At 69.7% G+C, this 25509-nt stretch carries 25 protein-coding genes and 2 tRNA genes; 13 read left to right on the top strand and 14 right to left on the bottom strand.

Annotated features, from left to right (window positions below; genetic code table 11):
• The first annotated feature begins 34 nt into the window (after positions 1-34).
• The 4 genes from paaC to ACFYOP_RS16600 all read left to right on the top strand — a co-directional run bounded on the left by paaC (position 35) and on the right by ACFYOP_RS16600 (position 3769).
• Positions 35-817, top strand: coding sequence for a 1,2-phenylacetyl-CoA epoxidase subunit PaaC (gene paaC, locus ACFYOP_RS16615; protein WP_388451874.1), 783 nt, complete (start codon positions 35-37; stop codon positions 815-817).
• Positions 811-1392, top strand: a complete 582-nt coding sequence (gene paaD / locus ACFYOP_RS16610; protein WP_356898038.1) for a 1,2-phenylacetyl-CoA epoxidase subunit PaaD — start codon at positions 811-813, stop codon at positions 1390-1392. The genes paaC and paaD overlap by 7 nt, the downstream gene beginning before the upstream one ends.
• Positions 1393-2448, top strand: coding sequence for a 2Fe-2S iron-sulfur cluster-binding protein (locus tag ACFYOP_RS16605; protein ID WP_356898037.1), 1056 nt, complete (start codon positions 1393-1395; stop codon positions 2446-2448).
• 178 nt (positions 2449-2626) lie between these two features.
• Positions 2627-3769: an acyl-CoA dehydrogenase family protein gene (locus ACFYOP_RS16600; RefSeq protein ID WP_356898036.1), complete on the top strand. Its 1143-nt coding sequence runs from the start codon at positions 2627-2629 to the stop codon at positions 3767-3769.
• A 109-nt stretch (positions 3770-3878) separates the two neighbouring features.
• Here ACFYOP_RS16600 and ACFYOP_RS16595 read toward each other — a convergent pair whose 3' ends face one another.
• From ACFYOP_RS16595 to ACFYOP_RS16580, 4 genes are all read right to left on the bottom strand, one after another.
• The gene (locus tag ACFYOP_RS16595; RefSeq protein WP_356898035.1) at positions 3879-4223 is read right to left on the bottom strand and encodes a rhodanese-like domain-containing protein; all 345 of its coding nucleotides are present in this window, start codon (positions 4221-4223) and stop codon (positions 3879-3881) included.
• A gap of 86 nt (positions 4224-4309) precedes the next feature.
• Positions 4310-5155 carry a J domain-containing protein gene (locus ACFYOP_RS16590; RefSeq protein WP_356898034.1) on the bottom strand — a complete coding sequence of 282 codons (846 nt, stop codon included), beginning with the start codon at positions 5153-5155 and terminating at the stop codon, positions 4310-4312.
• 33 nt (positions 5156-5188) lie between these two features.
• Complete coding sequence (locus ACFYOP_RS16585) at positions 5189-6661, bottom strand: DUF2252 domain-containing protein (RefSeq protein WP_356898082.1); 1473 nt, start codon at positions 6659-6661, stop codon at positions 5189-5191.
• Positions 6662-7073: 412 nt separating this feature from the next.
• Positions 7074-7157 (bottom strand) — tRNA-Leu (locus tag ACFYOP_RS16580).
• A gap of 338 nt (positions 7158-7495) precedes the next feature.
• Between ACFYOP_RS16580 and ACFYOP_RS16575 the strand changes: the two genes are divergently transcribed.
• The 6 genes from ACFYOP_RS16575 (at position 7496) to pknB (ending at position 15657) form a co-directional block, all read left to right on the top strand.
• Entirely contained in the window at positions 7496-8383 is an 888-nt protein-coding gene (locus tag ACFYOP_RS16575) for a DUF3662 and FHA domain-containing protein (protein WP_356898033.1), read from the top strand.
• Between the two features lie 10 nt (positions 8384-8393).
• Positions 8394-8906, top strand: coding sequence for an FHA domain-containing protein (locus tag ACFYOP_RS16570; protein WP_356898032.1), 513 nt, complete (start codon positions 8394-8396; stop codon positions 8904-8906).
• Positions 8907-9050: 144 nt separating this feature from the next.
• Entirely contained in the window at positions 9051-10550 is a 1500-nt protein-coding gene (locus ACFYOP_RS16565) for a Stp1/IreP family PP2C-type Ser/Thr phosphatase (protein ID WP_356898031.1), read from the top strand.
• Between the two features lie 25 nt (positions 10551-10575).
• Positions 10576-12003 (top strand): FtsW/RodA/SpoVE family cell cycle protein, encoded by a 1428-nt coding sequence (locus tag ACFYOP_RS16560; protein WP_356898030.1) that lies wholly within the window; start codon positions 10576-10578, stop codon positions 12001-12003.
• The gene (locus ACFYOP_RS16555; RefSeq protein ID WP_356898029.1) at positions 12000-13457 is read left to right on the top strand and encodes a penicillin-binding transpeptidase domain-containing protein; all 1458 of its coding nucleotides are present in this window, start codon (positions 12000-12002) and stop codon (positions 13455-13457) included. The genes ACFYOP_RS16560 and ACFYOP_RS16555 overlap by 4 nt, the downstream gene beginning before the upstream one ends.
• A 172-nt stretch (positions 13458-13629) precedes the next feature.
• Positions 13630-15657 (top strand): Stk1 family PASTA domain-containing Ser/Thr kinase, encoded by a 2028-nt coding sequence (pknB, locus tag ACFYOP_RS16550; RefSeq protein ID WP_356898028.1) that lies wholly within the window; start codon positions 13630-13632, stop codon positions 15655-15657.
• Positions 15658-15750: 93 nt separating this feature from the next.
• Here pknB and ACFYOP_RS16545 read toward each other — a convergent pair whose 3' ends face one another.
• The 6 genes from ACFYOP_RS16545 to ACFYOP_RS16520 are packed head-to-tail and all read right to left on the bottom strand — an operon-like array spanning position 15751 to position 20088.
• Positions 15751-16443: a class E sortase gene (locus ACFYOP_RS16545; RefSeq protein WP_356898027.1), complete on the bottom strand. Its 693-nt coding sequence runs from the start codon at positions 16441-16443 to the stop codon at positions 15751-15753.
• Between the two features lie 51 nt (positions 16444-16494).
• On the bottom strand, positions 16495-17721 hold the full coding sequence (locus ACFYOP_RS16540; RefSeq protein WP_388451784.1) for a class E sortase: 1227 nt from the start codon (positions 17719-17721) through the stop codon (positions 16495-16497).
• The gene (locus ACFYOP_RS16535) at positions 17718-18356 is read right to left on the bottom strand and encodes an aminodeoxychorismate/anthranilate synthase component II (RefSeq protein ID WP_356898026.1); all 639 of its coding nucleotides are present in this window, start codon (positions 18354-18356) and stop codon (positions 17718-17720) included. The genes ACFYOP_RS16540 and ACFYOP_RS16535 overlap by 4 nt, the downstream gene beginning before the upstream one ends.
• Positions 18353-18526, bottom strand: a complete 174-nt coding sequence (locus tag ACFYOP_RS16530) for a hypothetical protein (RefSeq protein ID WP_356898025.1) — start codon at positions 18524-18526, stop codon at positions 18353-18355. Before ACFYOP_RS16530 ends, ACFYOP_RS16535 begins: the two co-directional genes overlap by 4 nt.
• 56 nt (positions 18527-18582) lie before the next feature.
• On the bottom strand, positions 18583-19290 hold the full coding sequence (locus ACFYOP_RS16525; RefSeq protein WP_356898080.1) for a class E sortase: 708 nt from the start codon (positions 19288-19290) through the stop codon (positions 18583-18585).
• Between the two features lie 30 nt (positions 19291-19320).
• Positions 19321-20088 (bottom strand): DUF881 domain-containing protein, encoded by a 768-nt coding sequence (locus ACFYOP_RS16520; RefSeq protein WP_356898024.1) that lies wholly within the window; start codon positions 20086-20088, stop codon positions 19321-19323.
• A gap of 143 nt (positions 20089-20231) precedes the next feature.
• Here ACFYOP_RS16520 and crgA point away from each other — a divergent pair, with 143 nt between their 5' ends.
• On the top strand, positions 20232-20486 hold the full coding sequence (crgA, locus tag ACFYOP_RS16515) for a cell division protein CrgA (protein WP_356898023.1): 255 nt from the start codon (positions 20232-20234) through the stop codon (positions 20484-20486).
• Between the two features lie 272 nt (positions 20487-20758).
• Here the strand turns inward: crgA and ACFYOP_RS16510 are convergent, their stop codons facing one another.
• Positions 20759-21658: a rhomboid family intramembrane serine protease gene (locus ACFYOP_RS16510; RefSeq protein WP_356898022.1), complete on the bottom strand. Its 900-nt coding sequence runs from the start codon at positions 21656-21658 to the stop codon at positions 20759-20761.
• 174 nt (positions 21659-21832) lie between these two features.
• Positions 21833-22360, bottom strand: a complete 528-nt coding sequence (locus tag ACFYOP_RS16505) for a peptidylprolyl isomerase (RefSeq protein ID WP_356898021.1) — start codon at positions 22358-22360, stop codon at positions 21833-21835.
• Positions 22361-22647: 287 nt separating this feature from the next.
• Between ACFYOP_RS16505 and ACFYOP_RS16500 the strand changes: the two genes are divergently transcribed.
• Positions 22648-23328 (top strand): DUF5324 family protein, encoded by a 681-nt coding sequence (locus tag ACFYOP_RS16500; protein ID WP_356898020.1) that lies wholly within the window; start codon positions 22648-22650, stop codon positions 23326-23328.
• A gap of 55 nt (positions 23329-23383) precedes the next feature.
• On the opposite strand, the gene ACFYOP_RS16495 is transcribed toward ACFYOP_RS16500, so the two are convergent.
• On the bottom strand, positions 23384-24196 hold the full coding sequence (locus ACFYOP_RS16495) for a DUF6344 domain-containing protein (RefSeq protein WP_356898019.1): 813 nt from the start codon (positions 24194-24196) through the stop codon (positions 23384-23386).
• 480 nt (positions 24197-24676) lie between these two features.
• Positions 24677-24749, bottom strand: a tRNA-Ala gene (locus tag ACFYOP_RS16490).
• A gap of 191 nt (positions 24750-24940) precedes the next feature.
• Here ACFYOP_RS16490 and ACFYOP_RS16485 point away from each other — a divergent pair.
• Positions 24941-25489 (top strand): DNA-binding protein, encoded by a 549-nt coding sequence (locus tag ACFYOP_RS16485; protein WP_356898018.1) that lies wholly within the window; start codon positions 24941-24943, stop codon positions 25487-25489.
• Positions 25490-25509 lie beyond the last annotated feature (20 nt).

Below are 25509 nucleotides of genomic sequence, written 5' to 3'. Positions count from 1 at the left end.
GCCCACCACGTCCTCGACGCCCCCGGCAGCCATGATGTCCCCGGCAGCCGCGACACCGACGACACAGCACACCCCGCCTCCGGCCACGGCCACGGCGGACCGCCCCGCGGGGCACACGGCGGCGGCGCTGGCTCTCGGCGACGACGCACTGGTGCTCTCCCACCGGCTGGGGGAGTGGGCCGGGCACGCACCGGTCCTCGAGGAGGAGGTGGCCCTCGCCAACATCGCGCTGGATCTGCTGGGGCAGGCACGGGTGCTGCTCTCCCTCGTCGGCGACGAGGACGAGCTGGCCTACCTCCGTGAGGAGCGCTCCTTCCGCAACCTCCAGCTGGTCGAGCAGCCGAACGGCGACTTCGCGCACACCATCGCCCGGCAGTTCTACTTCTCCGTCCACCAGCGCCTGCTCTACGGGCGGCTGGCGGCCGGCGACGGGCCCTTCGCCGGGCTCGCCGCGAAGGCCGTCAAGGAGGTCGCGTACCACCAGGACCACGCGGAGCACTGGATCGCCAGGCTCGGCGACGGCACGGCGGAGAGCCACGAGCGGATGCAGCGGGCGTGCGATGCGCTGTGGCGGTTCACGGGCGAGATGTTCCAGCCGGTGGACGGGCTCGAGGTGGATCTCGCGGCCCTGGAAGGGCTTTGGCTGGAGCGGGTCACGGCGGTCCTGGAGCGCGCGACGCTGACCGTTCCGTCCGGTGCGCGCACCGGCGCCTGGTCCGCGGGAGCGGGGCGGCAGGGCCTGCACACCGAGTCGTTCGGACGGATGCTCGCCGAGATGCAGCATCTGCACCGGAGCCACCCGGGGGCGTCATGGTGACGGGAACGGCCGGAAGGGCCGCCCACGCTCAGGCCGAGCGCGGGCCCGAGATCCAGGACGCGCCGCGTCTTCAGGACGCGCCCGGGGCCGACACCAGCCTGGAGGCGGAGCTGCGCAGGCTGGCCGGCTCGGTCCCCGACCCGGAGCTGCCGGTGCTGACGCTCGGCGAGCTCGGCGTCATCCGGGGCGTGCGTCTGCTCGGTCCCGCCGGCGTCGAGGTCCAACTGACGCCGACGTACACGGGCTGCCCGGCCATCGAGGCCATGACGTCCGACATCGAACAGGTGCTGCGTGACCACGGCATGGCGGCCGTCTCGGTCGTCAAGGTCCTCGCGCCGGCCTGGTCGACGGACGACATCAGTGCCGAGGGACGCCGGAAGCTGAGCGAGTTCGGCATAGCGCCGCCCCGTCATCACGCGGCCGGCGAGCCGGTGCCGCTGACGCTCTCCGTCCGCTGCCCGAACTGCGGCTCGACCGACACGGAGCTGCTGAGCAGGTTCTCCTCCACCGCCTGCAAGGCCCTGCGCAGGTGCGTCTCCTGTCGCGAACCTTTCGACCACTTCAAGGAGTTGTAGATGTTCCATCCGCTCCGGGTCAGCGCGGTCGAACGGCTCACGGACGACTCGGTGGCCGTCACCTTCGACGTGCCCGCCGGGCTGCGCGAGACCTTCCGCCACACACCCGGCCAGCACGTCGCGCTGCGCCGGCTCGTGGACGGCGTGGAGACCCGCCGCACCTACTCGATCTGTACCCCGGCCGCTCCGGACGGCGGCGTTCCCGTGCTGCGGGTCGGCATCCGCCTTGTGGACGGCGGCGAGTTCTCGACGTACGCCCTCAAGGAGCTGTCCGTCGGCGACACCGTCGAGGTGATGCCGCCGACCGGCCGGTTCCTCTTCCCGCCGAGGCCGGGTCACTTCGCGGCCGTGGTGGGCGGCAGCGGCATCACGCCCGTACTGTCCATGGCCGCGACGCTGCTGGCGAGCGAGCCGGAAGCCCGGTTCTGCCTGATCCGCAGCGACCGCACGGCGGCCTCCACGATGTTCCTCGACGAGGTGGCGGACCTCAAGGACCGCTACCCGGACCGCTTCCAGCTCGTCACCGTGCTGTCCCGCGAGGAGCAGCAGGCCGGCCTGCCGTCGGGGCGCCTGGACCAGGAGCGCCTGGCCGGTCTTCTGCCGGCGCTGCTTCCGGTGACCGCTGTCGACGGCTGGTTCCTCTGCGGACCGTTCGGACTCGTCCAGGCCGCCGAGCGCGCTCTGCGCGGGCTCGGCGTGGACCGCGGCCGCGTCCACCAGGAGATCTTCCACGTCGACGACGGCTCGGCGCCGCTCTCCACCACCGTCGCCTCGCCGGCCCACGCCGCCCTCACGGCCACGCTCGACGGCCGGTCGGGCACCTGGGCGGTCCAGGAAGGGGAGTCGCTCCTGGAGACGGTGCTGCGCAGCCGGGCCGACGCGCCGTACGCCTGCAAGGGCGGCGTATGCGGCACATGCAGGGCCTTCCTGGTGTCGGGCGAGGTTCGCATGGACCGGAACTTCGCGCTCGAGCCGGAGGAGACGGACGCCGGCTATGTCCTGGCCTGCCAGTCCCATCCCGCCACGACCGAAGTGGAGTTGGACTTCGACCGCTGATCGATGGCCGCTGACCGCTGATCTCCCCGGCGCGGCCACCGGCCCGGCCGGCGCCATCGGCCGGGAGGCCGCCGCCCATCGGCAGCCCGGTCCGTGCTCCACGGCCATTCCCTTCGCGCCCGGCCTGACCTATCTTGACGAACCGTCAGGTACGGCCGTGGCGCGGAGGGAGCGAGCAGTGGACTTCACCTTCACCGAGGAGCACCTGGCAGCCGTGGAGGCGGCCGAGGCGGTCTTCTCGGGCGTGGCGCCCGATGCGGTGCCGAGCCCGGTGATGAGCGCGGGGGCCGTCGCCGACGACTTCGACCGCCCGCTGTGGGCCCGTCTCGCCGGCTCCGACCTGCTCGGTCTGGTGCTGCCGGTCGAGCATGGGGGTGCCGGACTCGACCCCATCGCGCTCTGCCTGGTGCTGCGCGAGTCCGCCAAGGTGCTGGCACGCGTGCCGCTGCTGGAGACCTGCGCCGTCGCGATGGCCGTGGAGCGCTATGGAAGCATCGGCCTCCGCAGCGAGGTCCTCCCCCAGGCCGGCCGCGGCGACCTGGTGCTCACGGCGGCGGCCAACGGCCGCACCGGCCACGGTCCCGCCGAGCTCGCCGTCACCGCGCACCGCCCCGACGGGCCGGCCGGCGGCTGGGTCCTCGACGGGATGCAGACGGCTGTGCCGTGGGCGCAGTGCGCGGACCGTATCGCTGTACCCGCACGCGCCGTCGACGGCAGGACGGTCCTCACCCTCGTACCTCGCGGCAACGACGGCGTCAGCCTCGCCGAACAGGTCTCCACAAGTGGCGAGCGACTGGCGGAGGTCCGGCTCGATGCGGTACGGATCGAAGACGGGGAGCTGATCGACCATCCGGATGCCTGGGAGTGGCTCCACGGGCTGCTCGCCACGGGCACCTGTGCCCTGGCTCTGGGGCTGGGTGAGCGGGTGCTGGCCATGACGGGCGAATACACGGGCAAGCGGGAGCAGTTCGGCTTCCCGGTGGCCACGTTCCAGGCCGTGGCCGTGCAGGCCGCCGACCGGTACATCGATCTACGCGCCATGGAGGCCACCCTCTGGCAGGCCGCCTGGCGCATCACCACCGACTCCGAGGGGGCGCTGCCGCCGGCGGCGGACATCGCGGTGGCCAAGATCTGGGCGTCGGAGGGGGTACGGCGGGTGGTGCAGACCGCTCAGCATCTGCACGGCGGCTTCGGCGCGGACGTCGACTATCCGCTCCACCGCTATCACGCCTGGGCCAAGCAGCTCGAACTCTCGCTCGGTCCCGCGGCCGCCCACGAGGAGGCTCTCGGCGATCTCCTCGCCGCCCATCCGCTCGGCTAGCGGCCGGCGACGCCGCCGGGCCGGACACAACCCTGCGCCGACCCGCCCCGAGCCGTCCGCGCCGACCGAACCATCCGTCCGTCCGGGGCCGCCCGGCCGGCCGCGGTGATCAGAGCACAAAGGCGGGGATCCCGTTGTCCGTGACCATGGGGCGTCCCGCGCCTTCCCAGGCGAGCATGCCGCCGTCGATGTTCACCGCGTCGATTCCCTGCTGCACCAGGTACTGGGTGACCTGTGCGGAGCGGCCGCCTACCCGGCACATCACATGGGCGCGCCGTCCGTCGGCCACCGCCTCGGTCACCTCGCCGAAGCGGGCCACGAAGTCGCCCATCGGGACGTGCAGCGCGCCTTCGACATGCCCGGCCGCCCACTCGTCGTTCTCCCGTACGTCCAGCACAAGGCCGTCGGCCGGTACCTCCGCGACGTTCACGGAGGGCAACGGGGCGAAGTTCATGAGTGATGCCTTCTCTCGTACGTATGAGGACCCCGGTTCGTCGGCGGAACCTTCCCGGTCCCGCCCCACCGAGGGCCCCAGAAAACCTACTTCACCAGCCCGGCCAGGTCGGCCTCACGCTCGGCGACCTGCGCCAGCAGTTGCTCGGCGATCTCCTCCAGTAGCCGGTCGGGGTCGTCCGGCGCCATCCTGAGCATCGCTCCGATGGCGCTCTCCTCCAGCTCCCGGGCAACCACGGTCAGCAGCTCCTTGCGCTGCGCCAGCCACTCGAGCCGGGCATAGAGCTCGTCACGCTCGCTGGGCCGGGGCGCGGCCGGAACGGGCCCGGCGGCCCACTCCTCGGCCAGCTCCCTCAGCGACGCCTCGTCGCCCAGCCCGTATGCGGCGTTGACCCGCGCGATGAACTCGTCGCGACGGGCCCGCTCGCTCTCGTCCTGTGCCAGGTCCGGATGGGACTTGCGGACCAGTTCGCGGTAGAGCTTGCGCGCCTCGTCGCTCGGCCGGACCCGCTTGGGCGCCCGCACGGGCTGCTCGGTGAGCATCGCGGCGGCCTCGGGGGAGAGGCCGTCGGAATCCATCCAGTCGTGGAACAGCTCGTCCACGCCCGGCATCGGCATCACCAGGGCCCGTGCCTCCTTCGCCTTGCGCAGGTCCTCCGGGTCACCGCTGTGCGCCGCCCGCGCTTCCGCGATCTGCGCGTCCAGTTCGTCCAGCCGCGCGTACATCGGGCCGAGCTTCTGGTGGTGCAGCCTGGAGAAGTTCTCCACCTCGACCCGGAACGTCTCGACGGCGATCTCGAACTCGATCAGCGCGTGCTCGGCCGCCCCCACCGCCTTGGCGAGCCGGGCCTCCGGCCGGTCCTGCTCGGCGTGGGGCGCGGCCTGCTCTTCGTCGTTCCGGGTCGTCGGTCCCCCGGCGGCATCCTGAGTCACCGCTCCAGCCTACGGGCGATGCCCGGGGGCCTGTCACACCCCCAGCTCAGCGGCCGTCCGACCGCTCTTGACGGCCGTCAGCAGATCCGCGTGATCGGCCTCCGTCCGGTCCGCGTACATCACCGCGAACGCCGCCACGGCCTCGTCCAGCTCCTCGTTCTTGCCGCAGTACCCGGCGAGCAGCCTCGGGTCCGCGCTGTGGGCGTGGGCGCGGGCGAGCAGGGCGCCCGTCATCCGGCCGTAGTCGTCGAGCTGGGCGGGCGTCAGGGCCGCGGGGTCGACACTTCCCTTGCGGTTCCTGAACTGCCGCACCTGGTAGGGACGCCCCTCCACGGTCGTCCAGCCCAGCAGGCTGTCGCTGACGACCTGCATCCGCTTCTGGCCCCGTACCACCCGGCGCCCCTCGTGCACCGGCTCCGGCGCGGGGAAGCCGACGGATTCCAGATACGGCAGGAGTACGGAGGGACGCGCCTCCTTCACCTGCAGCACCAGCGGGTCGCCGCGGTGGTCGAGGAGCAGCACCACGTACGACCGGGTGCCGACGCTTCCGGTGCCCACCACCCGGAAGGCGACGTCATGTATCGCGTAGCGGGCGAGCAGCGGGAGGCGGTCCTCGCCGACCGTGGTCAGATAGTCGCCGAGGGAGGCGGCGACGGCCGCGGCCTCCGCGTCGGGCACCCGTCGCAGCACCGGAGGCGCGTCCACGAAGCGGCGCCCGGTGGCGCCCTCCGTACCGTCCTCGCCGTCCTGCACGGCCTCGGTCGCCTTGGCCGCGAAGCGCGCACTGGTGTTGTTGCGCGCCTTCGCCGCGACCCGTTCCAGCGTCCCGAGCAGGTCCCGCGCGTCCGTGTGCGAGACGAGTTCCTCGTCGGCGATCGCGTTCCACGCGTCGAGCGCCGGCAGCTTGGCCAGCAACCTCATGGTGCGGCGGTAGGCGCCCACGGTGTCGAAGGCCGCCGCCCGGCACACGTCCTCGTCGGCCCCTGCCACCCGGCCCGCCAGCACCAGGGAGACCGCGAGCCGCTTGAGGTCCCACTCCCACGGACCGACGACGGTTTCGTCGAAGTCGTTGAGGTCCATCACGAGACGGCCTCTGGCGTCCCCGTACAGCCCGAAGTTCGCCGCGTGGGCGTCGCCGCAGAGCTGTGCGCCGATACCGGTGACCGGCGTGCCCACCAGGTCGTGCCCCATCAAGCCGGCCGCGCCCCGCAGGAAGGCGAACGGGGAAGCCGCCATCCGCCCCACCCGGATCGGAGTGAGCTCCGGCACACGCCCGCGACTGGACTCCTCGACCGCCTGCACGGCATCGGGCCGCCCGGACGTCGGCAGCATCACGTGGTGCGAAGAGCGCGGCACGCGTTCGCGCAGCGCCTTGCCGATCTCCTTCGGTGACCGCACGCCGTCAGGTGTCGCCGCACGGGGTGCGAAGCCCGGAACGACAGGAATGCGCCGCCCGCCACCGGAGCCGCTCCCGGACGCGCCGGACACCCCACCGGCGCCGATCATGGACGGACTCCCCGAGCCGGTCCGCGCCACGCCCGCCGAACCGTCCCCGCCGGAATCCGGCCGCTGCTCCGGCACCGACGCCGTGATCTCGCTCATGCCCGCGCCTCCCCCGGCGACGAAGGTCATCACCGTCAAGTGCCACGACCGTACCGCCGAGCCCGGACAGCCGTCTCCCCCTGTGGACAACCCCTCGCGGGCCCGATTGACCAGGGGGAACCCCGAGGCCGACACACCGGTCGCCCGGCGGATGTTCCACGTGAAACATCGCGGACGGGACCAGCGCGCGACCAGACCTGTACCAGGCCTGCCGCAAACCTGCCGCAGACCACCAGAGACCTGCCGCAATCCTGCCCCGGACATGAGAAACGGGCCCCCACCAGGACTTTCGTCCGGTGGAGACCCGTCTCCGCTGTGCGCGAGGGGGGAGTTGAACCCCCACGCCCTTTCGGGCACTGGAACCTGAATCCAGCGCGTCTGCCTATTCCGCCACCCGCGCATTGGGTGTTGTCCTTCGGTGGCCCGACCTGTCCGGTCCGACCCCCTGGCGACATGCAGAAGATTAGCACGCTGCACAGGGTGGATTCACATCCGTTTGTTTGGACCCCTCGAGCGAGGAACAAGGAAGGAATCGAGTGCCCGGGGAACGTAGGGCGGCGTCCCCCACTCCTCCTGTATGCGTCCGGCGTGCGGGACACTGTCAAGAGGCCGCCTCTACGATCCGGTGTGAGAGGTGACACTCATCGACGGGGCAGACAAGGGGAACCAGCCGATTTCCCGACGCGTGGATACGATCAGTAAGCAGTATCAGGGCGACAACGACGGAGGAGGTGCCCCATGGGAGTCCTGAAGCGTTTCGAGCAGCGACTCGAAGGTCTGGTCAACGGCACCTTCGCCAAGGTGTTCAAGTCCGAGGTCCAGCCTGTCGAGATCGCGGGCGCCCTCCAGCGGGAGTGCGACAACAACGCGACGATCTGGAACCGCGAGCGGACCGTCGTCCCCAACGACTTCATCGTGGAGCTCAGCACGCCCGACTTCGAGCGTCTGAGCCCGTACTCGGGCCAGCTCGGCGACGAACTCTCCGGCCTGGTCCGCGACTACGCCAAGCAGCAGCGCTACACCTTCATGGGGCCGATCAAGGTCCACCTCGAGAAGGCCGACGACCTCGACACGGGCCTCTACCGGGTACGCAGCCGGACGCTGGCGTCGAGTACGTCACAGTCCCCCGCAGGCGCCCCACAGGCCTCCGCGGGTCGGCCCTTCGGCGGCGACGCCCAGGCCGGCGCCCCCGGCGGATACGGTTACCCGCCGCCCGCCTACGGCGCGGGCGCCCCGGGCGCACCTCCCATGCCGGCCGCACCGCCTCCCGGCGCGCCCGCGGGCCCGCGGCCCGGCCCCGCGGCCGGACAGCGGGCGCCCGGCCCCGGTGCCATGCCGGGTGCACAAGTACGACGCTGGATCGAGATCAACGGCACACGCCATCAGATCTCCCGCCCGACGCTGGTGCTGGGACGCAGCACCGACGCCGATGTGCGGATCGACGACCCCGGCGTATCGCGCCGGCACTGTGAGATCCGGACCGGAACGCCCTCGACGATCCAGGATCTCGGGTCTACCAACGGCATCGTGGTAGACGGGCAGCACACCACCCGCGCTACGCTCCGCGACGGCTCGCGGATCGTCGTGGGCAGCACCACCATCGTTTACCGGCAAGCCGAAGGGTGAAGCGGGGGCAATGTCAGAGCTGACCCTGACGGTCATGCGGCTAGGTTTCCTGGCTGTTCTGTGGCTGTTCGTCATCGTGGCCGTCCAGGTCATCCGCAGCGATCTGTTCGGGACGCGGGTGACGCAGCGCGGTTCGCGCCGCGGCGCCGAGCCGCGTCCGCAGCAGCAGCGCCAGAACGCCGCACCGCCGCAGCAGCGGCAGCAGGCCGGAGGCCGCCAGCGGCGGGGGGCGCCGACGAAACTCGTCGTGTCCGAAGGCACACTCACGGGTACCACCGTCGCCCTCCAGGGCCAGACCATCACCCTGGGCAGGGCGCACGACTCAACAATCGTGCTGGACGACGACTACGCGTCCAGCAGGCATGCCAGGATCTACCCGGACCGTGACGGCCAGTGGATCGTCGAGGATCTCGGGTCCACCAACGGCACGTATCTCGACCGGACCCGACTCACCACCCCGACACCGATTCCGCTGGGCGCGCCGATCCGCATCGGCAAGACCGTCATCGAGCTGCGGAAGTAGTACGACAATGAGCGAGCGGAGCGAGCGAGCCGCAGCGGTCCCCACCGGTGACCTGCACGGGCTGCTCCCGACCGGAGGGTGGGCAGTGTGGCTCGAGACCGGCTGGCGCGACAGTCGCCCGGCGAGCCGACGGGTGAGGTCCGCATGAGTCTTTCTCTGCGTTTCGCCGCCGGATCGCACAAGGGCATGATCCGCGAGGGCAACGAGGACTCCGGTTACGCCGGTCCCCGTCTGCTGGCCATCGCCGACGGCATGGGTGGGCAGGCGGCCGGTGAGGTCGCTTCGTCCGAAGTCATCTCCACGCTCGTCACGCTCGACGACGACGTGCCCGGCTCCGACATCCTCACCTCGCTCGGCACCGCCGTGCAGCGGGCCAACGACCAGCTCCGGATGATGGTCGAGGAGGACCCGCAGCTCGAGGGCATGGGCACCACGCTCACCGCCCTCCTGTGGACGGGCCAGCGACTCGGCCTGGTGCACGTCGGCGACTCCCGCGCGTACCTCCTCCGCGACGGCGTGCTGACCCAGATCACGCAGGACCACACCTGGGTGCAGCGCCTGGTCGACGAGGGACGGATCACCGAGGAGGAGGCCACCACCCACCCGCAGCGCTCCCTGCTGATGCGGGCGCTGGGCAGTGGCGACCACGTGGAGCCGGACCTCTCGATCCGCGAGGTCCGCGCCGGAGACCGCTATCTGATCTGCTCCGACGGCCTGTCCGGCGTCGTCTCCCACCAGACGATGGAGGAGACGCTCGCCAGTTACCAGGGCCCGCAGGAGACCGTGCAGGACCTGATCCAGCTCGCGCTGCGCGGCGGCGGCCCCGACAACATCACCTGCATCGTCGCCGACGTCCTCGACACCGACACGGGCGACACCCTGGCGGGTCAGCTCAGCGACACCCCGGTCGTCGTCGGCGCGGTCGCCGAGAACCAGCACCAGCTGAACGACGGCGGCGCCATGCAGACGCCCGCCGGCCGCGCCGCGGGGCTGGGACGCCCCGCCGCGCCGAAGGCTCCGAACGGCAGCTTCGGCCCGCCCGGCTCGGGCGACGCCGGAGGGTACGGCGGCATGCCGCCCGAGGGCAGTCTCGGCACCTACACCGACGACGACTTCGCCAAACGGGGCGGCGGCCGGAAGTGGCTGAAGCGCTCGTTCTTCATCGTTCTCGCGCTGGCCGTCGTGGGCGGCGGTCTCTACGGCGGTTACCGCTGGACGCAGACCCAGTACTACGTCGGCGCCAAGGGCGAGCACGTGGCCCTGTACCGGGGCATCAGCCAGGACCTCGCCTGGGTCTCGCTCTCGGAGGTCCAGAAGGACCACCCCGAGATCGAACTCAAGTACCTACCGCCCTACCAGCGCAAGCAGGTCGAGGCGACGATCACCGAGGACAGCCTCACGACCGCTCGCGCGAAGGTCGACGAGCTCGCCAAGCAGGCCGCGGCCTGCAAGAAGGACGAGCAGCGCCGCGAGGCGGCCGACCGCGCCAGCAGCCCGCCTCCGGGCGAGGGCCAGGCCGGCGGCACCGCCGGCACACCCGCCACCCAGGACGCGAAGACCAAGCCGACCGCAGCCTCTCCCTCCCCGGGTCCCACCCTCTCGGAGGAGGAGCAGAAGCTGGCCTCGAACTGCGGCAAGCAGTAATCGGCCGTAGGGGGCCTTCTCCACCATGAGCGTTGTCACCAACACGACCACGATCGGCGCGATCGACGCGCCGAGCCGGCGGAACACGGAGCTGATGCTCCTCGGTTTCGCCGTGGCCATCCCGGTGTTCGCCTACATCAACGTGGGCCTCGCCCTGGACGGCGAACTCCCCGCTGGGGTCATGGGATACGGCCTCGGCCTCGGCCTGATGGCCGCCGTGGCCCACCTCGTGGTGCGCAGATTCGCCAAGTACGCGGACCCGCTGATGCTGCCGCTGGCGACCCTGCTGAACGGTCTCGGCCTGGTGCTCATCTGGCGGCTGGACCAGTCGCCGCGGCTGCTCGCACGGAACGACTTCGCTCCGCAGGCGACGAACCAGCTGATGTACTCGGCGCTCGGCATCGCGCTCTTCGTCGGTGTGCTGCTCGTCATGAAGGATCACCGGGTCCTTCAGCGGTTCACGTACATCTCCATGGCGGCCTCCATCGTCCTGCTGCTGCTGCCGCTGGTCCCGGGACTCGGCGTGCCGATCTTCGGCGCCAAGATCTGGATCCGGGTCGCCGGCTTCTCCATCCAACCCGGCGAGTTCGCGAAGATCGTGATCGCGGTCTTCTTCTCCGGCTACCTGATGGTGAAGCGGGACGCACTCGCCCTGGCCAGCCGCCGGTTCATGGGGCTGTATCTGCCGCGCGGCCGCGACCTCGGTCCGATCCTGATGATCTGGGCGATGAGCCTGCTGATTCTGATCTTCGAGAACGACCTCGGCACCTCGCTGCTCTTCTTCGGCATGTTCGTGGTCATGCTCTATGTGGCCACCGAGCGGACCAGCTGGATCGTCATGGGTCTGCTGATGTCCATGGTCGGCGCCGTCGTCGTCTCCCAGTTCGCGGGCCACGTCCAGGCCCGTGTGGCCGCCTGGCTCGACCCCTTCGCATGCCTGGAGACCGCCGAGCCGGGCACAAGCACAGCCTTCGCCTGCGACCAGATGACAGAGGTACTGATGTCGTTCGGCGCCGGAGGAACCCTCGGCACCGGTTGGGGGCAGGGCAACTCCGATCTGATCGCCTTCGCCGCCAACTCCGACTTCATCTTCGCGACCGTCGGGGAGGAGCTGGGGCTGGCCGGGGTGATGGCCTTCCTGCTCCTGTACGGCCTGATCATCGAGCGCGGCGTACGGACCGCGCTGGCGGCCCGTGACCCGTTCGGCAAGCTGCTCGCGATCGGCCTGTCCGGCGCCTTCGCCCTCCAGGTGTTCGTCGTGGCCGGCGGTGTGATGGGCCTGATCCCGCTGACCGGTATGACGATGCCGTTCCTCGCGGCCGGTGGTTCGTCCGTCATCGCCAACTGGGCGCTGATCGGCATCCTGATCCGTATCAGCGACACCGCGCGCCGTCCCGCGCCCTCGCCCGCCCCGTCACCCGACGCCGAGATGACCCAGGTGGTCCGACCGTGAACAAACCCCTGCGCCGGATCGCGATCTTCTGCGGAATCCTGGTCCTCGCCCTGATGATCCGGGACAACTGGCTCCAGTACGTCCGGGCCGACGAGTTGAACACGCACAAGAAGAACAAGCGCGTCGAGATCGAGCGTTACGCGCACGAACGCGGCAACATCATCGTCGAGGGCAAGGCGATCACCGGCTCCGTCGAGACCGAGGACGACTACTACAAGTACAAGCGGACCTACACCAACGGCCCCATGTGGGCCCCGGTGACGGGTTACGCCTCCCAGGTCTTCGGCGCCAACCAGCTCGAGAAGCTCGAGGACGGCATCCTCAGCGGCAACTCGGACCAGCTCTTCTTCGACCGCACGATGGCGATGTTCACCGGCGACGACAAGAAGGGCGGCAACGTCCTCACCACCCTCGACGCCAAGGCCCAGAAGGCCGCTTACGAGGGTCTCGGCGACAAGAAGGGCGCCGTCGCGGCGATCGACCCGAAGACCGGCAAGATCCTCGCCCTCGCCTCCACCCCGTCGTACGACCCCTCCTCCTTCGCCGGCCGGCTGAAGAAGGACGGCGAGGCGTGGACGTCACTGACCAAGGACAGTGACAAGCCGATGCTGAACCGCGCGCTGCGCGAGACGTACCCGCCCGGCTCCACGTTCAAGGTCGTCACCGCCTCCGCCGCGCTCGAGTACGGCGCGGTCAAGGACATCAACGATCCGACCGACACCCCCGAGCCGTACATCCTCCCCGGCACCAAGACGCCGATGGTCAACCACGCCAGCGGCTGCGAGAACGCCACCCTGAACAAGGCCATGGAGGTCTCCTGCAACTCCGTCTTCGCCAAGCTCGGCGACGACGTGAGCCGGGACAGGATGGTCGAGATGTCGGAGCGGTTCGGCTTCAACAACCCGGAGATCGACACCCCGGTGCGTGCCGCCGCCTCCGTCTACGACAAGACGATGACCCGGGACGGCAACGCGCAGTCCTCCATCGGTCAGTTCAACACCGCGGCCACCCCGCTCCAGATGGCGATGGTCACGGCGGCGATCGCCAACGACGGCAAGCTGATGAAGCCGTACATGGTCGACAGGCTGGTCTCCCCGGACCTGGACACCATCCAGCAGAACGACCCCGAGGAGATGAGCCGGCCGATCTCCGCGGAGAACGCCCAGCTGCTCCAGCAGATGATGGAGAACGTCGTCGAGAACGGCACCGGCGGCAACGCGGCCATCGACGGCGTCAAGGTCGGTGGCAAGACCGGTACCGCCCAGCACGGCGAGAACAACAGCAAGAACCCGTACGCCTGGTTCATCTCGTACGCCAAGGACGACAACGGTTCGCCCGTCGCCGTCGCGGTCGTGGTCGAGGACAGCAACGCCCGCCGTGACGACATCTCCGGTGGCGGCCTCGCCGCCCCGATCGCCAAGGCCGTGATGCAGGCGGTGCTGGACAAGCAGTAGTGACGAGCATCACTCCCGCCCTTCATACCTGCACATTGCGATACCGGTCGGGTATCAGCTGCCGATTGCGGGCGGATCAAGTACGGCGTGCCCGGTAGCCTTTGCGCGAAACAGCACGCCGGAGGACCACACACGGGTGCGGTCGGGACTGACGGAGAGGGCTGGAACAGTTATGGAAGAGCCGCGTCGCCTCGGCGGCCGGTATGAACTGGGCTCGGTGCTCGGCCGTGGTGGCATGGCCGAGGTCTACCTCGCCCACGACACCCGGCTCGGCCGCACTGTCGCCGTGAAGACGCTGAGGGCCGATCTCGCCCGGGACCCGTCCTTCCAGGCCCGGTTCCGCCGTGAGGCCCAGTCCGCCGCCTCGCTCAATCACCCGGCGATCGTCGCTGTCTACGACACGGGTGAGGACATGGTGTACGAAGGGGCCTCCGGTGGGGGCCCCGGCGTCTCGATCCCGTACATCGTCATGGAGTACGTGGACGGGTCCACCCTCCGTGAGCTGCTTCACTCCGGCCGCAAGCTGCTGCCGGAGCGGACGCTCGAAATGACCGTGGGCATCCTGCAGGCGCTCGAGTACTCGCACCGTGCCGGCATCGTCCACCGCGACATCAAGCCGGCCAACGTCATGCTGACGCGGACCGGTCAGGTCAAGGTCATGGACTTCGGCATCGCCCGGGCCATGGGCGACTCCGGCATGACCATGACCCAGACCGCGGCCGTCATCGGCACCGCCCAGTACCTCTCTCCGGAGCAGGCCAAGGGCGAGCAGGTCGACGCCCGCTCGGACCTCTACTCGACCGGTTGCCTGCTCTACGAGCTCCTCACCGTCCGCCCGCCCTTCGTGGGCGACTCGCCGGTGGCCGTGGCCTACCAGCATGTACGGGAAGAACCGCAGCCGCCCAGCAACTTCGACCCCGAGATCACGCCCGAGATGGACGCGATCGTGCTGAAGGCCCTGGTCAAGGACCCGGACTATCGCTACCAGTCCGCCGACGAGATGCGCGCGGACATCGAGGCGTGCCTCGACGGCCAGCCGGTCGCCGCCACGGCGGCGATGGGCGCGGCCGGCTACAGCGGGTTCGGCCCGGGCGACCAGCCGACCACGGCACTGCGCCAGGCCGACCCGGCGGGCCAGACGTCGATGCTGCCGCCCATGAACCCGGACGACGGCGGCTTCGGCTACGACGACCGCCATGGCCGCAGGCGCCAGAAGAAGTCCAACACCTCAACGATCCTGCTGGTGCTCGCGGGCATCCTGGTGCTCGTCGGCGCGGTGCTGATCGGCAAGGAGCTCTTCGACACCAGCGGCGACGGCGGCAAGGTGGTGGTTCCTCAGCTGGTCGGTTCCACGCTGGAGGAGGCCAAGGCAGCGGCCAGGAACGCCGACGTGCAGGTCACCCAGTCCGGCACCGAGCGCTGCGACCAGCCCAAGGGCAGCATCTGCTCCCAGGATCCCGCGCCGCCGGCCAAGATGGACGTGGGCGACACCATCCAGGTCGTCGTCTCGGAGGGCGCGCCGAAGGTCAAGGTGCCTGACGTTGTCGACAAGGCCAGCGAGCAGGCGACCGAGATCCTCAAGGACGAGAAGTTCAAGGTCGAGATCAAGGAGATCGAGTCCTCCGAGGACGAGCCCGGCACGGTCCTCGAGCAGGATCCTGCGGGCCGCTCCATGGCCGAGGCCGGAACCACGGTCACTCTCACGGTGGCCAAGCGGGCCATGCAGGATCTGCCGGATGTCGTCGGTCAGGAGATCGGCAAGGTGACGACCCAGCTCCAGCTGCTCGAGTTCGAGGTCGACAGGGTCGATGTCGACTCGGAAAAGCCGCAGGGCGAGGTCATCGCCCAGAGCCTGCCGGCCGGCAAGCACCCCAAGGGCTCCAAGGTGACCCTCCAGGTCTCCAAGGGCCCGGCCCAGACGCAGGTGCCGGTTCCCGAGTTCCGCACGAAGACAGTCGCGGAGGCCAAGCAGATCCTGGCGCAGGCAGGGTTCAACACCATCCAGTTCGCTCCTGGCAGCTCCCAGGACGACAACGCGATCGTCACCGGCTCAAACCCGCAGCCCGGCACCCCTGCCGACCCGGCCACCACCACGATCGTCCTCACGACCATCGGTGGCGGGGGCAACGGCGGCAACGGCAACGGCGGTGGAGACGGCGGCGGTGGCGGCTTCATCGGCGGCAACATCGGCGACGACTGACGCGACGCTCCGCACCTCGCACAGCAGGCAGCACTGAGCCCCGGCACCTTCCAGGTGCCGGGGCTCAGCCCGTTGCGGACGGGGCGCCGGACGTCAGCGCAGCTCTGCCGGCGGCGTGCGTGCGTCGTCGACCTTCTCCGTGCGCTCCAGCTCGCCCCAGACGATGTACCGGTAGTTCGACGTGTAGATCGGCGTGCAGGTCGTCAGCGTGATGTACCGGCCCGGCTTCGTCTTCCCGGACTCCTTCGGGACGGGCTGCAGGACGTTCACGTTGTACTTCGAGGTCTTCGGCAGCGTCTTGTAGACCTTGTAGACGTACCAGGCGTCCTTCGTCTCGAAGACGATCGGATCGCCGTTCTTGATCTTGTGGATGTTGTGGAACTTGGCTCCGTGCCCGTCCCGGTGGGCGGCGAGCGTGAAGTTTCCCTTGTCGTCCCAGGGGAGGGCCGACTTGATCGGCTCGGTGTAGTAGCCGGCGATGCCGTTGTTGAGCTCGTCGGTCTCGGTGCCCTTCTTCACCAGCACCTCGCCGTCGCCCATGGCCGGCACGTGGAGGAAACCTATGCCGTCCCGCAGGTCCAGATCCTTCTTGTCCGAGCTCTGCGGGCCGCTGTTCGCCCAGTTCTCGCGGATCCGGTCGCTCTGCTCGGAGGCCTCACGGTCGGCGAGGACATTGGTCCACCACAGCGAGTAGGCGACGAAGAGGCCCAGCACCACGCCTGCGGTGATCAGCAGCTCTCCGAAGACACTGATGGCGCCGGCGATCCGGCCTCGTGCACGTGCCACTGCACCTGTTCCCTGTCTTGAGGTGTCCGGGGGTCTCAGCGTCCTGGCGTCTCAGCCGACGAGTGCGTCGGGTTTGCCCTCGCTGCGCGGCCGTTCGTCGACCATCTTGCCCCACACGATCATCCGATACGTACTCTTGAATTCGGGGGTGCACGTCGTCAACGTGATGTACCGGCCGGGCTTGGTGAAGCCGGACTGCTCCGGTACCGGACTGATCACGCTCACGTTCGACGGCACGGTCTGCGGAAGAATGCTCGACATTTCGTACGTGTAGTACTTGTCCCGCGTCTCGACGACGATCGGGTCTCCCGGCTCGAGCCGGTTGATGTACCGGAACGGTTCGCCGTGGGTGTTGCGGTGACCCGCGACCGCGAAGTTGCCCTGCTTGTCCTCGGGCATCGCCGTCTTGAGCTGTCCCTCGCCGTAGTGGCCGACCATGCCCCGGTCGAGCACCTTGTTCTTGTCGATGCCCTCGGCGATCGGCACGACGACGTCCAGCTTGGGGATGTACATGATGGCGAAGCCCTGGCCGGGTTCGAAGGCGTCGGGCTTGCGGCCGTTCGCCCAGTCCTCCTGGATCTGGTCGGTCGCCCTGTCGGCCTGCTGTCCCGCGAGCACGTTCGTCCACCACAACTGGTAGGTGACGAACAGCAGCATCAGGACGCCGAAGGTGATGAACAGTTCACCGATGGCGCGGCTGGCCACGACCGTCGGGCTGTCCTTGGCCGCACGGGCGGCCCGCCGGGCCTCGACACGGCTGAGGGGTCTTCCCGGCTCCGCCGGCTCCACGGGCTGCGCGGCAGGACGCCTGCGGCCGCGCCCCTTGGCCGCCCTGCGCCGCTCCGCGCGCCCCGGTCCGGTGGGCGTGTCAGCGGCACGGCGCGTGTCGGACGTCCGCAGGGCCACCGTCTCGTCGTCGGGCACCAGGATCGGATCGGACACCGGGGTCCGCGGCTCCGGTTCGGGGACACGCACCTGCTCCGGCTCCGGCGCGGTGGCCTGCGCGGGGACGGGCCCCGGCTCGGCGGCGTACCAGTCGCGCCCGTAGGTGTCGGTCTCGTCCACGGGGTACGGGTGGCCGGTCCACCCCTGCTGCGGTGCCTGCGGCTGCTCGGCCACCGGGACGTTCGTGGCCCTGAACCACGGCGATCCGTGCCCCCCGGGAGGGACGGGGTCCGTCAACGGGTCGTAGGCCGGCTCGCCCTGGCCCTCCGGCTCGTACCCGTAGCGGTGTTCGTACTCGTGGTCGTGCTCGTGCCCGGGGCGCACGGCGCTCACGCCAGAGCCTTGCCCACCACCGGTGCGAGCCCTGCCGAACGCCCGACCGCGCCGGCGTCCCCGCACTGCTCCAGCCAGTTGGCGAGCATCCGATGGCCGTGCTCGGTCAGAACCGACTCGGGGTGGAACTGCACACCCTCGACCGGCAGTTCACGATGGCGCAGCCCCATGATGATGCCGTCCGCCGTGCGGGCCGTCACCTCCAGCTCGGCCGGGAACGGAACCGGCTCGGCCGCCAGGGAGTGGTAGCGCGTCGCGATGAAGGGCGACGGCAGACCGGCGAAGACCCCCCTGCCGTCATGGGTGACGGGCGAGGTCTTGCCGTGCAGCAGCTCCGGCGCCCGGTCCACCACGCCGCCGTAGGCGACGGCCATCGACTGCATGCCGAGGCAGACCCCGAAAACGGGCACCCCGGTGTCGGCGCAGTGCCGCACCATGTCGATGCAGACACCGGCCTCTTCGGGAGCGCCGGGGCCGGGGGAGAGCAGTACGCCGTCGAAGCCGTCCTGGGCGTGCTCCAGGGCGACTTCGTCGTTGCGCACGACCTCGCACTCGGCGCCCAGTTGGTACAGGTACTGGACGAGGTTGAAGACGAAGCTGTCGTAGTTGTCGACGACGAGCACGCGTGCGCTCACTGGGCTCCTCCCTCTCCATCCACCGTCACGTCGCCGAACGGAAGCAGTGGCTCCGCCCACGGGAAGACGTACTGGAACAGCACGTAGACGACCGCGAGGGCGAGTACGAGCGAGATCAGCGCCCGTACCCATACGTTGCCCGGCAGATGCCGCCAGATCCAGCCGTACATGCCGTCCCTTTCCGTTCGGTACGGCACCAGACTAAAGGGCCGCAGGGGCCCGTGGGTCAGGTGCGCAAAGCTGGTGGTTTGCCGTCGGTCACAGGGTGGGTCGCGTCGAGGTGTGCCCAGGCGATCAGGCGGTGGCTGCTGCCCCACTCCGGCTCGCAGGTCGTCAGCGTGAGATAGCGCCCCGGCCCGTCGAAGGCGGCCGCCTCCTCGTTCATCGGCCGGGGCACCGGTTCGATGACGCCGACGTCGCCCGGTACCGTCCGGTACGGCTTGTTCGCGATGCGGTAGGTGAACCAGGTCGTCCCGTCCGTGAGCACCACCGCGTCACCGGAGCGCAGCCTCGGGAAGTCCTTGAAGGGGTCGCCGTGGGTGCGGCGGTGCCCGGCGACCGCGAAGTTCCCCCTGGCTCCGAGCGTGGCCGTGGAGGCGTAGTGTCCCAGCCCCTTCTTGAGCACGCCGGCGCCGGTGCCCTGGAGGACGGGCCAGTCCCAGTCGGCGCCGAACCGGGGGATGTACATGACCGCGAAGGGCTCACCGGGCTCGTACGCCGTCGGGACGGGCTCCCGGTCGTCCCGGCCCGAGGCCGGCGGCCCGGCGCCCGGGGCCGCCGTCCAGTCGGCTTCCAGGCGGTCGATCTGGCGGTCGGTGGCGTGGCCGGCCTGGACTCCGGTCCAGAAGAGCAAGTGGACGACGAACAGGACGATCAAGGTGCCGACGGTGATGCACAGTTCACTGAAGGTCCGGACGAGCACACGTACCGAGATCGACACCGGCTCCCCCAAGCGCCAGAGGCTTTACCCGACGGGCTTCGCGTAGTGGAGATCCACTGTGCCCGAGTAGCCGGGAAGAGTCACCGACTCCTTCTCGTCGACCTTCCAGCCGAGCCCGTACGCCTCGACGTACAGCTGGTAGTTCTGGATGGCGGGGGAATCGGCCAGAGCCTTCTGAAGCTTCTCCTGGTCACCGACAGCGGTGACCTTGTAGGGCGGTGAGTAGACGCGGCCCTGGAGGATGAGCGTGTTGCCCACGCAGCGTACGGCGCTGGTGGAGATCAGCCGCTGATCCATGACCTGGATGCCCTTGGCGCCGCCCTGCCACAGCGCGTTGACGACGGCCTGGAGGTCCTGCTGGTGGATGACCAGGTCGTTGGCCTGCGGCTCCGGGTAGCCGGGCGCGGCCCGGGCGTCCGGCGGAGCGTCGTTCAGGGTCACGGTCAGGGCGCTGCCCCCGAGCGGGTCGGTGCCCGCGGAATGCTGCAGCGCCTTCAGCTTCGCGTCCTCGGCCTGCGTGGATCCGTCGTCGCGCTGCGCGAGGGCGTCCACGTCGCCGCGCACGGCCGCGGTGGACGCCTCGAGCTCGCCGTTCTTGGCGCTGCGCTGCTGGACCAGATCGGACAGCCTCAGCAGGGAGTCGTCCGTGCGCAGGTCTGTACCCTTGGCAGTGTTGAAACTGGTCACGAAGATCAGCCCCGCGAGGGCGAAAACGGCAGCCGTCAGCAGCCGGACCGGTCGCCATGAGAATCGGCGAACGGGGCCTTGCGGGGAGTCGGCAGAAATGCTCAACGTACCCTTATCTCCTTCGGCACCGCGGAAGCACTACGCTAACGGACGCCCGGGGGCAGCAGTGGCCCCCCTGGTTCCGGCCCCGGCGCCAGCCACACAGTTTCCCTGCGCGGTAACGCAGCGCATCGACAGGAGAGTCCCTCGTGCCGAAGTCACGTATCCGCAAGAAGGCCGATTTCACGCCGCCTCCGGCCGCGAAGGCAGTGACCATAAGGCTCACCAACCGCAGCTGGGTCGCGCCGGTGATGCTGGCGCTGTTCCTGATCGGACTCGCCTGGATCGTCCTCTTCTATGTGACGGAGGGCGAGCTGCCGATCAGCAGCTTCGGCAACTGGAACATCGTCGTCGGCTTCGGTTTCATCGCCGCAGGCTTCGGCGTCTCGACCCAGTGGAAGTAGCTGCGCGGCAGCCGGCGCCCTGAGCCCCGGCGCGAGTTGTCCACACCGTTTTCCACAGGCCGGGGAAAAGGTCAGAAGATCTGTGGATAACTCTCGCTCCGTTGACGCCGATGTGACTGCGTCGGCCGGGCCGATGAAGCGATCAGCCCCTTGCCGCTCCTGGGAAACCCCAGCTCAGCGACGAGGGGCACGCTTGTTCCCCACAGGATGCACAAGATCCGCCACACGCTGTGGACAACTCTGGGGAAAGCTCGGCCGCCCCGGCCGTACGGTCAGGTGATCGAAGCGGTCCTGGCGACGACCGTGGCGACGGTCGCGAGCAGGACGAGCGCGCAGGTCGCGAACTGGACGGTGTTGCGGCGCTTGCCCGGCGGGGCGTGGACCAGGCCGTAGGCGATCGCGACCCCTGCGACCAGGCCACCGATGTGGGCCTGCCAGGCGATGCCCTGCCAGGCGAACGTGATCACGAGGTTGATCACGACGAGCACCATGATCGGCCGCAGGTCGTACCTGAGCCGGCGCATCAGCACCACGGTGGCGCCGAGCAGACCGTAGATGGCACCGGAGGCCCCGAGCGAGCCCTGGTTCGGGGCCTCGAGCAGATACGTCAGGGCGCTGCCGGCCAGACCGGAGATCAGATAGAGCGCCAGATACCGGACCCTCCCCAGCGCCTCCTCCAACGGGCCGCCCAGCCACCACAGCAGCAGCATGTTGAAGAAGATGTGCCAGGCTTCCTCGTGCAGGAACATCGCGGTGGCCAGGCGGTACCACTCGCCGTCCGCCACCCCGACGACCTCCGTCAGGCGCGGGTCGTAGGCCAGGCCGATCATGGTGAACCGGTCGACGAACTCCTCCCGCAGCCCGAGAGCCAGGCCGAACATGACGATGTTGAGCCCGAGCAGGATCTTCGTCACCAGCCGCGAGTCCGCCACGACGGCGCCGCCCGCGATCGTCCGGGGCCGGGTCGCGTCCGGCCGGTGCCCCGTACCGGAGCCGGTGCGGACGCACTCCGGGCAGTGGAACCCGACAGAGGCGTCGACCATGCAGTCGGTGCAGATGGGGCGGTCGCAGCGGGTGCAGCTGATCCCCGTCTCACGGTCCGGATGCCGATAGCAGGTGGGCAGGCCGTGGGCGCCCTGCGGCTCCTGCGGGCTGCCTGGCGCCTGGTCCATGAGGTCACCTCGTCAATCTGGGCTCGCGACATCGCCTCGTCCATCCTTACGGACGGACGAGGCGAAATGGTTCCCCTGCGGGAAAGCCGGCGCCGACGGGCTGCGACGCACCTCGCCGCCGTGTCCGGGCAGCTACCCCCGGCAAGGCGTTCGAACGCGTCCCGCCGCCGTGCCTCAGCGGGTCTCGACGACGACCGACTCGATCACGACGTCGTTCACCGGGCGGTCGGTGCGCGGGTTGGTGTCGGTTTTCATGATCGCGTCCACGACCCTCTTGCCGGCATCGCTGCTGACCTCGCCGAAGATCGTGTGCTTGCGCGTCAGCCAGGCGGTCGGCGCCACGGTGATGAAGAACTGCGAACCGTTGGTACCGGGGCCGGCGTTGGCCATGGCCAGCAGGTACGGCTTGTCGAAGGACAGGTCAGGGTGGAACTCGTCCTCGAACTCGTAGCCGGGGCCGCCCGTGCCGTTGCCCAGCGGGTCGCCGCCCTGAATCATGAAGCCGCTGATCACGCGGTGGAAGACCGTGCCGTCGTACAGCCTGTCGGTGGACTTCTTGCCGGTTGCCGGGTGGATCCACTCGCGCTCACCCTGTGCGAGTTCTACGAAGTTCTTGACCGTCTTGGGCGCGTGGTTCGGCAGAAGCCGGATCTCGATGTCGCCTTGGTTGGTCTTCAGGGTGGCGTAAAGCTGCTCGGCCACGATCTGCCTTCCGTAAGTCGTCTCTGACGTCGCACGATCCTCGCACGGAAGGACGGCCTTACGGACAGAAGCGGCCGGGTCTTCGTCGCACCGGCGCGTTCCGCGCCGAACAGTGGCATCGTCGTCCGCATGTTCCCGATGTTCCCGGCATGACCCGGATGCCCGCCCCACATGCCGGGGCGGCGTTCAACGGGCATGATTTCGAACCGGGTGGACAGGCGGAAACAGTGCCCCAACCGGGGACAGACTCCAGTCACCCTCAGTACGCCACCGAGGAGGAGGATCCCGTGACCCGCATGGACAGCGTGCGCGCCGCGACCGGTACGGCGAAGGACAGCGTGCTGCACGCCGCGGACGTGGTGGCGCCATACGCCGGCACGGCCAAGCACCAGGCCGCGCATTATGCGCAGGAGGCCCGCGTACGGCTCGCGCCGAAGGTTTCCCAGGCCGCCACAGCGGCCCGTGTTCAGTACGGCAGTCGTGTCGCACCACACGTACCGCCGAAAGTCGATGTCGCCGCGCGCCGGGCCAAGGTGCAGGCCAGGAGGGCCGCCCGTCAGGCGGCCGACTACACGGTCCCGCGCGTCGAGCACGCGATGGCCGCCGCACAGCCCGTGCGAGAGGAGGCTGCGGCCCGTTCGGCTGCCGCTCTGGCCGCGCTCCGCGGTCAGGTGACGGCCAAGGAGATCCAGAAGCTGGTGAGGAAGCATGAGCGGCGGTCCCGGGCCGGGCGTCTCGTCAAGGGCCTCGCGGTCCTCGGTGTGCTGACCGGCGGTGCCTTCGCCGCTTGGAAGTGGTGGGACAAGCAGGCCAACCCCGACTGGCTGGTGGAACCACCCGCCGCGACGGAGGTTTCCGACCGTGCCCCGCTGACGTCGGTCGACGGCAGTACGCAGGCCGGGCTCGACCCCGAGGTGCAGGTGAAGCAGAGCGAGGCAGAGACTGGGGACCACGACGACCGTCGCTGACGGTCAGCCGTACTTCGGACTTCGGGCGCCGGGAGTGGAGAACGCTCCCGGCGCCTCATGCTGCGACGAGCGCGGTGAGCGCGGCTCGGATCTCCTGCTCGGCGCGGAGCTCCTCCGCGATGCGGGCGTCCTGGGCGGCGCGGGCGGCCTGCGCGGCGCGGAAATCGGCCGGAGCGGCGATCGGGGAGGCGGCGGTGACCGCGGCGGCCGGTGCACCCGCGGTGGCTGCGGCCGGGGAAGCGGGCGAGGCGGTGGGAGCCGCAGAGGCGGCAGGGCCGGCCACGATGGCCGGAGCGCCGGCCGCCGAAGTCGCACCGGTACCGGTACACGTCCGGCCCTCGGCGAACGCGGTGGACGCGTGACCCACGGTGGACCTGGTGGGTCCGGCGGGCGTAGCGCTCTCGGTGGAAACGGCGGGCGCGGTCGAAACGGTGGACGCGATGTCCTTACCGGGCACGGCGACAGCAGGAACCGCGGCGGAGGCCCGGGCCACGCCGGTGGAAGCGGCAGCACCCAGCATGGCCGCGAGGCTCCTGGCGGGAGCGGCGTCGCTCGTGTCGACGGCGGGCAGGTGTCGCACGGAGGGCGAAGAGCCGTGCGCCTCGGCGCTGATGCGCTGCTTCATCGTCGGTGGCAGTGACCGCTCTCGTGCGGTCGGCGTCGGCCGGGTGGCCGGTCGCCTGTTCTGAGCCGGCACGGTTGCGCGCCGGGCCTGCGGCCGGTTGGTCTCGGCCGGCTCGTCCGCCGACTGCGCGGCCGGCTGAGCCGCGGCGGCAGCGGCGCCGGTGGTGAGCCCCACCGAGGCAAGCAGAGCAAAGAACGCGGTGATGAACGCGTTCCACAGATTCCTGACCTTGAAGGCGGCCATGACCCCTCGCTTTCGGGTTGGTCGTTTTACATACCTTCCTCATGATGTGTACGCATCCCGAGAAGTGGTGGAGCGACGCCGCCGCTGCGCAGTTCTTCCGATGAACACCACCCGGATGGTCCAGTCCGCCGTGCCGAAGCCCCGACTTGCGGACCCGCCGCGGCCCGTCCAGGGCTCCGCCGCATCCACCACACAACTGCGAACATGCAGGTCAGGGCGGTAGACGGCGCTCCCGCCGAACCTCTTCAGCCAGCGACTGCCCGGCGGACTCACGGACTCGACGAGGCCCCGGAGCCCGTCATGGCGCAATGCCGAAGGGCAGTGGAGGCGTCGGCAGCCCATTCGACAGACGCGCCGCACGCCGGTAAGGGCGAGCAAAGAGGCCGGTCGCGGGAACACAGAGCCGCGGAGAACGCCGCAGAGAACACAGAGAGGTCCCCCGACCGGCTTCGCGGTCGGGGGACCTCTTCTGATCCGAAGTGGAGCCTAGGGGAGTCGAACCCCTGACATCTGCCATGCAAAGACAGCGCTCTACCAACTGAGCTAAGGCCCCGGAACAGCGGAACACCCGAGGAGAAGGAACGCCCCGGCGACCGCCGTGGACCAGAGTACCGGGTCACCCCCATGATCCTGCAAAAACATCGGGCTTCCGGCCGGGACTCCCCGTCACCGACCACGCTCCGTAAGATGCACCACAAGGTTCGCGACAGCGAAGCCGCTTGGGGAAGCGATGGGGAGACGCTCATGGATGCAGCGCAGCAGGAGACAACCGCAAGAGCCAGAGAACTGCAGCGCAGCTGGTACGGAGAGCCGCTCGGTGCTCTCTTCCGGCGTCTCATCGACGACCTGGGGCTCAATCAGGCCCGGCTCGCGGGCGTCCTCGGTCTTTCCGCCCCCATGCTGTCCCAGCTGATGAGCGGTCAGCGAGCCAAGATCGGAAACCCCGCGGTGGTCCAACGAGTCCAGGCGTTGCAGGAGTTGGCCGGCCAGGTGGCCGACGGCAGTGTGAGCGCCGTGGAGGCGACCACCCGGATGGACGAGATCAAGAAGTCACAGGGCGGCTCCGTGCTGACCGGGACCAATCATTCGACCAGTACCTCGGGGGCGCCCACGGTCCGCCGCGTGGTGCGGGAGATCCAGTCCCTGCTCCGTTCCGTCTCGGCGGCCGGGGACATCATCGATGCGGCGGACTCCCTCGCCCCGACCCATCCGGAACTGGCAGAGTTCCTCCGGGTGTACGGCGCGGGGCGCACCGCGGACGCGGTCTCGCACTTCGAGTCGCACCAGAGCTGAACGAGGCGGGCCGTCGCCAC

It is taken from the genome of Streptomyces sp. NPDC006294, from assembly GCF_042870895.1.
GTDB lineage: Bacteria > Actinomycetota > Actinomycetes > Streptomycetales > Streptomycetaceae > Streptomyces.
The sequence above is the reverse complement of the archived record's forward strand: the minus strand, read 5'-3'. Positions and strand labels throughout refer to the sequence as shown.

What these genes read in the sequence shown, in the direction of transcription:
- paaD (WP_356898038.1), top strand. Translation starts at nt 811, where the DNA reads ATGGTGACGGGAACGGCCGGAAGGGCCGCCCACGCTCAGGCCGAGCGC.
- ACFYOP_RS16510 (WP_356898022.1), bottom strand. Translation starts at nt 21,658, where the DNA reads ATGGACCAGGCGCCAGGCAGCCCGCAGGAGCCGCAGGGCGCCCACGGC.
- ACFYOP_RS16485 (WP_356898018.1), top strand. Translation starts at nt 24,941, where the DNA reads ATGGATGCAGCGCAGCAGGAGACAACCGCAAGAGCCAGAGAACTGCAG.
- ACFYOP_RS16570 (WP_356898032.1), top strand. Translation starts at nt 8,394, where the DNA reads ATGTCAGAGCTGACCCTGACGGTCATGCGGCTAGGTTTCCTGGCTGTT.
- ACFYOP_RS16575 (WP_356898033.1), top strand. Translation starts at nt 7,496, where the DNA reads ATGGGAGTCCTGAAGCGTTTCGAGCAGCGACTCGAAGGTCTGGTCAAC.
- ACFYOP_RS16605 (WP_356898037.1), top strand. Translation starts at nt 1,393, where the DNA reads ATGTTCCATCCGCTCCGGGTCAGCGCGGTCGAACGGCTCACGGACGAC.
- ACFYOP_RS16495 (WP_356898019.1), bottom strand. Translation starts at nt 24,196, where the DNA reads ATGGCCGCCTTCAAGGTCAGGAATCTGTGGAACGCGTTCATCACCGCG.
- paaC (WP_388451874.1), top strand. Translation starts at nt 35, where the DNA reads ATGTCCCCGGCAGCCGCGACACCGACGACACAGCACACCCCGCCTCCG.
- ACFYOP_RS16560 (WP_356898030.1), top strand. Translation starts at nt 10,576, where the DNA reads ATGAGCGTTGTCACCAACACGACCACGATCGGCGCGATCGACGCGCCG.
- pknB (WP_356898028.1), top strand. Translation starts at nt 13,630, where the DNA reads ATGGAAGAGCCGCGTCGCCTCGGCGGCCGGTATGAACTGGGCTCGGTG.
- ACFYOP_RS16585 (WP_356898082.1), bottom strand. Translation starts at nt 6,661, where the DNA reads ATGATCGGCGCCGGTGGGGTGTCCGGCGCGTCCGGGAGCGGCTCCGGT.
- ACFYOP_RS16565 (WP_356898031.1), top strand. Translation starts at nt 9,051, where the DNA reads ATGAGTCTTTCTCTGCGTTTCGCCGCCGGATCGCACAAGGGCATGATC.
- ACFYOP_RS16530 (WP_356898025.1), bottom strand. Translation starts at nt 18,526, where the DNA reads ATGTACGGCTGGATCTGGCGGCATCTGCCGGGCAACGTATGGGTACGG.
- ACFYOP_RS16595 (WP_356898035.1), bottom strand. Translation starts at nt 4,223, where the DNA reads ATGAACTTCGCCCCGTTGCCCTCCGTGAACGTCGCGGAGGTACCGGCC.